This is a genomic window from Magnetococcales bacterium, from assembly GCA_015231925.1.
Classification (GTDB): Bacteria; Pseudomonadota; Magnetococcia; order Magnetococcales; family JADGAQ01; genus JADGAQ01.
This window is the reverse complement of sequence record JADGAQ010000258.1, coordinates 1-4,740: the sequence shown is the minus strand read 5'-3', so window position 1 is coordinate 4,740 and position 4,740 is coordinate 1. Positions and strand designations below refer to the sequence as shown.

General features: G+C 59.2%; 5 protein-coding genes. All 5 read left to right on the top strand.

All coding sequences use genetic code 11. The features are described from left to right. Positions 1-344, top strand: a 344-nt coding sequence (locus HQL56_18310; protein MBF0311472.1) for a DNA helicase, incomplete at its 5' end; no start/stop codon positions are given. After that, positions 337-543: a hypothetical protein gene (locus HQL56_18305; protein MBF0311471.1), complete on the top strand. Its 207-nt coding sequence runs from the start codon at positions 337-339 to the stop codon at positions 541-543. The genes HQL56_18310 and HQL56_18305, both read left to right, overlap by 8 nt. 20 nt (positions 544-563) lie before the next feature. After that, positions 564-1,295 (top strand): ORF6N domain-containing protein, encoded by a 732-nt coding sequence (locus HQL56_18300; GenBank protein ID MBF0311470.1) that lies wholly within the window; start codon positions 564-566, stop codon positions 1,293-1,295. Positions 1,296-1,309: 14 nt separating this feature from the next. Continuing rightward, on the top strand, positions 1,310-3,643 hold the full coding sequence (locus tag HQL56_18295; GenBank protein MBF0311469.1) for a PriCT-2 domain-containing protein: 2,334 nt from the start codon (positions 1,310-1,312) through the stop codon (positions 3,641-3,643). A gap of 639 nt (positions 3,644-4,282) precedes the next feature. Further along, positions 4,283-4,740 (top strand): hypothetical protein (locus HQL56_18290; GenBank protein MBF0311468.1); only part of this gene is annotated, 458 nt, incomplete at its 3' end.

Here is a 4,740-nt window from a genome sequence, read left to right as displayed (position 1 = left end):
AGATTCTCACCAGCGGCAAGGTGGAGTGGGTCAAGGTCTACGACATCGCCTATCAGCGCCACCAGAAGGAAGGCAAGCCGCCTTCACTGCGGGTGGAATATCTGTGCGGCTTCAACTGGCACCGGGAGTGGGTTTGTTTTGAACACACAGGGTTCCCGCGCCAAAAGGCAGTCTCCTGGTGGCTGCGCCGGGCGCCGGACGGGATGCGGGTGCCGGACAGCGTTGCAGCGGCCATCCCTCTGCTTGATCACCTGCGCATTCCGACCGAGATCGCCATTCGTCAGGGGGAGCGTTTCGTGGAGGTGATGGGATTCCGGTTTGATGAGGAGGTGCGCCATGGTTGACCCGACCGAACGCGAACGGGCGGCCATGCGGGCCGCCGCACCCGTGGCTGGAGAGTTCATCGAGAGCCTGGGCAAGAGCGACCTGACCCTCTTTTCCGTGGAGGAGTTCATGACCCTGATCCAGGTGATCGTCGGAGGGTATCTGGCGGCCAAGAGGCAGTTCGATCACGACAATTCCTGGGACGATGTCCCGTTTTGAATGTAAGGAGCAAGACGCACATGAACACGACCATCGAAAACAGCCATCCAGTGATCACCATCGGCGATGCGACCGTTCCGGTCATCGAGTACCGGGGCCAACGTGTCGTCACCTTCGCCATGGTGGATCAGGTCCACCAGCGCCCGGAGGGGACGGCAAGAAAACGGTTCAACGACAACAAGGAGCGCTTCGTCGCGGGAGAGGATTTCTTCTCGATAGCTCAGTCCGAAATCCGGACAGACCTATGGGAGTCCTTTGGATTCAGCAAGTTCGCTCCATCGGGAACCCTGCTCACCCAGTCCGGCTACCTGATGCTGGTGAAATCCTTCACCGACGATCTGGCTTGGCAAGCTCAGCGTGAGTTGGTGAACCGCTACTTCCAGACGGTCCCGACATCCGCCGCCCATCAGGTCTACCTGATGGCCAAGGCAATCTGGGAGCAGGAGTTGAGGATGCGTCACCTCGAACAAACCAGCACCGAACAACAGCGGCAGCTCGACGCCCTCGCCAGACGCCAGGACGACCTGGATGGCAATACGGGCTACATGACCGCCTTGGCCTTTTGCCGCCGGGAGAACGTTCCGGCACCTCTGTCGTTGGCACAGCGGTTGGGCCAGCGGGCCAGCGAGATGTGTCGCGAGTTGGAGATTCGCACCGGCAGGGTGCCGGACGAACGCTGGGGCTCGGTGAACAGCTATCCCATCGAGGTGTTGCGCGAGTGCCTTGCCACCCTGAACCGCCAAGCGGCCTGAAAGGAAATACGACCATGAGCGAGAACTTCATGACCCAGTACGGTGACCGCCTGATGGCAGGCGGCTTCCCCTTCCTGCCGATCATGCCCGGCGAGAAGTTCCCCGGGCGGTTTGAACGGAGCAAATGGATGCCCTACCGCGGGTGGACGAAACACGCCTCCCGCGTCACCACGGTCCACGAACTGACCATCTGGAAGCAGTGGCCGGACGCCGGAATCGGTATTCCTTGTGGAATTGTTGCTGGTGTGGATATCGACATTTCCGATGATAAAATTCTTTCCGAGCAAATCCAGGAACTGGCCTTCGCGGTGCTGGGCGCGACGCCTGCCATCCGCATCGGCAGACATCCCAAACGGATGCTGGTCTACCGGACGGATAGCCCGTTCAAGGGGATCAAGGCCCATCCCCTGGAGGTGCTCTGCCAGGGTCAGCAGTTCGTCGCCTATGCCATCCATCCCGGAACCGGACAGCCCTACGACTGGCCGGTCCGGTCGCTGGCCGATCTGACCCTGGCGGACCTGCCGGTTATCAGCGAGGCGCAGGCGCACGCTTTCATCGAACAGGCTCTGGCCATGCTGCCGGAGGGGATGCGGCCCGTCCGGCTGGATCCTGTCCAGCCCGGCATGCCCGAGCAGTCGGAAGCCTGTTCCCCGTTGCAGTCGATCCGTGATCTGGTCGGCACCCCCGAGGCGATCCAGGATGCCCTGCGCCATATCGTCAACGCCGATCTGCCCTACGACGACTGGGTGCGGGTCGGCATGGCCATCAAGGGCGCGTTGGGCGAGGCGGGTGCGCATCTGTTCGCTGACTGGTCGGCCTCGTCCGCCAAAAACGTCCCAGCAGCCACGGAGCGCGCCTGGGCGAGTTTCCACCCGACGGTGATCGGTGCCGGCACCATCTACCATCTGGCGCAAAAGCATGGCTGGCGACCGAACGTCGCCATCACTCTGAACCCGGCCAACAAGCACCCTGGCCCGCACCCGGCGGAAGAGTTGCTGCGCAAGGCCCAGCAGGTGCCAGAACAGACGTCGAAACCGGTACCAATTCTGCCGGGGGACGTCGAGTTCGATCCGTGCGACGTGGAGGGGGTGCTCAAGGAACTGCTGGAGTTCATGTTGGCCACCGCTACCCAGCCGCAACCGATCCTCGCGGTGGGCAATGCCCTCTGCGCTCTGGGGGCGTTGATGGGGCACCGCTTTCGCAGCGAGACCAATCTGCGGACCAATCTCTACATCGTCGGCATCGCCGAGAGCGGTTCCGGCAAGAATCACAGCCGAGAGGTGATCAACCAGGTGTTCCACGATGCTGAACTTTCTGATTTCTTGGGCGGAAATCGAATTGCCTCAGGTGCCGGATTGTTGGCAGCCCTGCATCGGCATCCGCCCATTCTGTTTCAGCAGGATGAGTTTGGCATGTTCCTCCAGGCCGCTGCAGACCGCAAGAAGAGTCCACGCTACCTGACGGAAATTCTCGACCTGATGACCGAGATCCACTCCGCAGCCGGGACGATTTTTCTTGGCCCAGAATACGGTGGCATTAAGGAGACCAAGGACCGCAAGGACATCATCCAACCCTGCCTGTGCATCTACGGCACCACGACGCCGGTGCTGTTCTGGTCTGCCCTGAAAAGCGCCAATGTTGCCGATGGATCCTTGGCCAGATTCGTGATCCTCAGAACCATGGATGATTACCCTGAACGTAATCGCATTAACTTATCGCGCGACACACCGACGTCTCTGATCATGTCGTTGAAGACCCTATCCGAAAGCGGAGGCAGAGGAGGAGGCAAAGGAAGAGGCAACCTGGAGGGAACCACCAACAACGGAACCACTGCCCTGCATCCTTCCGTTGTCCCCATGCTGCCGGAGGCCGCCAGCCTCTTCGATGCATTGAGCGAAACCATCACTGCACAACTGCGTCGCAGTCGGGGGTCGCTCTATTCGCCGATTCTGGCGCGGGTCTGGGAGCATGCTGCCAAGGTGGCCATGATCCGGGCCGTGGCGGCCAACCCCTCATCGCCGGTGATCCGGCGGCAGGATGCCCAGTGGGCCATCGCCATGGTGCGCTACAGCGTCAACACCATGATCCAGGACGTCGAACACCATGTGGCGGACAACCTGATCGAGCAGAACCACAAACGGGTGCTGGAGATCATTCGCGCCGCCGGGCGCAACGGCGTCACCAAGACCGACCTGGGCAACAAGTCCCGATTCCTGACTCGTCGCGAGCGCAACGAAATCCTGGCAGAACTCGAAGATGAAGAGATCATCCGCTCGGGCCAAGTCCTGTCAGGCGGACCAAAACCCATTACGGTTTACACTCTGAGCAACCAGATGCCTCGTCAGTAACTATTTGATATTATACGATATATAGATAAAACTGTTAAATCCGCCAAAATGAATGGGGGTGTCTTATACATAGATATATAGGGGGATCTTTCGCGTGCGTATGCGCGCTCGCTCAGGATCCTCCTAAATAGTATGCAATATATATAGTTTATATATATTTATATTATTAATCAAATAGATGCGATAGAGATAAACCCCCAATTCAGGGCACAGTTGAAGCGGGATTTACCAGGATTCACCACCCACCCACAAGGAGAACCCAAGATGGACATCTGCGAATCATGCCGATTCTTTGACCTTCTTCCGACCGACTCAGACTTGGAGGCAACAGGCTTTTGTCGTCGCCATCCGCCGAAGTTGACTGGGCGCAAGCACACCGAGGCCCTCCCGGAATATTGGTCCCACGCAGCTTGGCCGATCACGTTCGTCAGCGACTGGTGCGGAGAGTGGTGCTCCTCCAGTCCAAAAATCGGAGTCAGTGGCATACTGCAAAGCTGAATGGCACAAGCAACGACCACCTATTGCTTTGAAGATTCGTCATAAAAGACGTCACAAAAAACCTGTATCGCAGAGCGACGGACCCGGGATCGGCCACCCTCTCCATCGCCCTCACCAATTTTACCATGAGGAGTGAGGACGATGACCGTTTCCCAGACCGCGCCGCAGAGCGCATCTCCCCAACCCAGGCCGGAGTGTACCGGCGCAAATTCCATTCTGGCCCTGGACCTCGGCACGAAAACCGGCTGGGCCCTGCGTCAGGCCGACGGCACCATCACCAGCGGTACGGTGGAGTTCCGCCCGGGCCGGTTCGAAGGGGGCGGGATGACCTTCGTGCGATTCAAAAAGTGGTTGGATGAAGCGTTAAGATTTGCCAATCCGCTTTGCGCGGTGTTTTTCGAAGAGGTTCGTTTTCACAACGGGATCGATGCCTCACATACCTACGGCGGATTCCTTGGGCACCTCAGTGCTTGGGGTGAGTACAACGAGATTCCGTATCGCGGCGTGCCGGTCGGCACCATCAAACGACATGCCACGGGCAAAGGTAACGCCAACAAGGAGGAGGTGATCGAGGCGATGCGTCGCAAGGGGCACACGCC